Consider the following 1,524-nt stretch of genomic DNA (forward strand, 5'->3'; position numbering starts at 1 on the left):
ACTATTTTACTGTATGCAAAAGAAGTACAGCTGGCTGGTTCTATAGCAAATTTTCAGAACAGGCATAATGATGAAGCTGTTATTCAAATGAATAATAACGAAGAATTAACATATTACAAATTATTTATGGAAAAAGAGCGGCTCTGTGTTGTTAAACTTATCGACATGGAGAAAAAAAGTTTTAATCCGAATAGTTATGAATTGTCTATGGAAGCAAAAAACAAAGCCAATGCATTTAAATTATTTCTTGATCTTATGGATAAAGAGAAGAATGTTATTAAAAATAAAATTATAAGCGAAACGGGGTTTGGTGAGGTTTGGATTGATGCTTTAGTATTAAGGTATTGTGTATATAATACTCGAAATATTTTTGTGTTTTGTATTGAAGATGGATACAGAAATTACGGTGGTAAACTTGTTGTTATGTCTGAGGATGGAGAAATCGATTTCGAAAAACGAATAATTACAAACGATTTAAGACAGGTGTTGGATGGTGTTATGATACTGAACAAACATTATCTTTGTATAGCTGTTTATGATATAGCATATCATAAAACGATTTTTAAAATAATAGATATATCAAAATGCTTGACTCGCTCATCGTTTAGTAAAAGGAGCGGATTTTATTGCCGATCATAAATAACGAGGAGTATGGAAGACTTGAGTATACGCCGTACGGGGAGCTGTGGGTAGAGAAGAAGACGGAGAAAGAAGAAGGACTGCGGTATTTGCCGTACGCTCATGCCGCGTAAGCGGCGAGTGAAATAATTTTCCGCTATGCGCACGACCGCAGGTCGTATAAGTTTACGGCAAAGGAGCAGGACGAGGAGACCGTGCTGTATTACTACGGAGCGAGATACTTGGATGCGAAGTACAGTAGGTGGTTGTCGACGGATCCGGCGGTCGGGGAGTACATACCGATGGCGCCGGTGAGTGGGGAACTTTATTTGTAAAGAATACTGCAGATAGTATTTATGGAAAAAAATAATGATAACAAGGTTTATTATGTAAGTGATTTACTTTATATTGAACTATCTATTATTTATGACAAAAAAACAGGGCAAACTGAAAATGCGGAAGTCATACAAACAAAAAATATACTGAGGGACAACAATGAAAAAAGTCTACATAGTATTTGTCTTTTTAGTGTGGGGCAATCTGATGTTTCCTCAAGAATTGTTGATAACCGATTTTATTGATGATCTATATAGTTACGCCGCAATTGGATATAAAAGCAAAGCTGATAAAAGATATTTTCAACAAGGTTCAATAGCTTATTTTAGTGAAGCTCAAAAAAGCTAAGAGGGGAACGTGTTATAGGTGCAAAGGAAAATGAAAAGGGATATATTCAAAACAGTAATTATTATTGTCCTTTTAATTTTGATAGGATGTGATTGTAATTTTATCAAGTATAACTATGAGACATCTCGCATAAAGAAACAATTTAATCAAAGTATGAATGTTATAAATATAAGCAAAATGGTCTCTCAGAAAGATTTTGATGCGTGTTACGATATATATTTT

2 protein-coding genes and 1 pseudogene are annotated in these 1,524 nt (G+C 34.2%); all 3 read left to right on the forward strand.

Features of this window, described 5'->3' with window-relative positions; genetic code table 11:
- On the forward strand, positions 1 to 639 hold a 639-nt coding region (locus JSQ97_RS12830), incomplete at its 5' end, for a hypothetical protein (RefSeq protein WP_205076412.1).
- Between the two features lie 8 nt (positions 640 to 647).
- Positions 648 to 941: pseudogene (locus JSQ97_RS13210) on the forward strand (RHS repeat-associated core domain-containing protein); the annotation flags it as partial.
- A 172-nt stretch (positions 942 to 1,113) separates the two neighbouring features.
- Positions 1,114 to 1,302: a hypothetical protein gene (locus JSQ97_RS12840; protein ID WP_205076413.1), complete on the forward strand. Its 189-nt coding sequence runs from the start codon at positions 1,114 to 1,116 to the stop codon at positions 1,300 to 1,302.
- Positions 1,303 to 1,524 lie beyond the last annotated feature (222 nt).

Origin of the sequence: Treponema sp. Marseille-Q4523, assembly GCF_016901105.1 — a bacterium.
Taxonomy (GTDB): domain Bacteria; phylum Spirochaetota; class Spirochaetia; order Treponematales; family Treponemataceae; genus Treponema_D.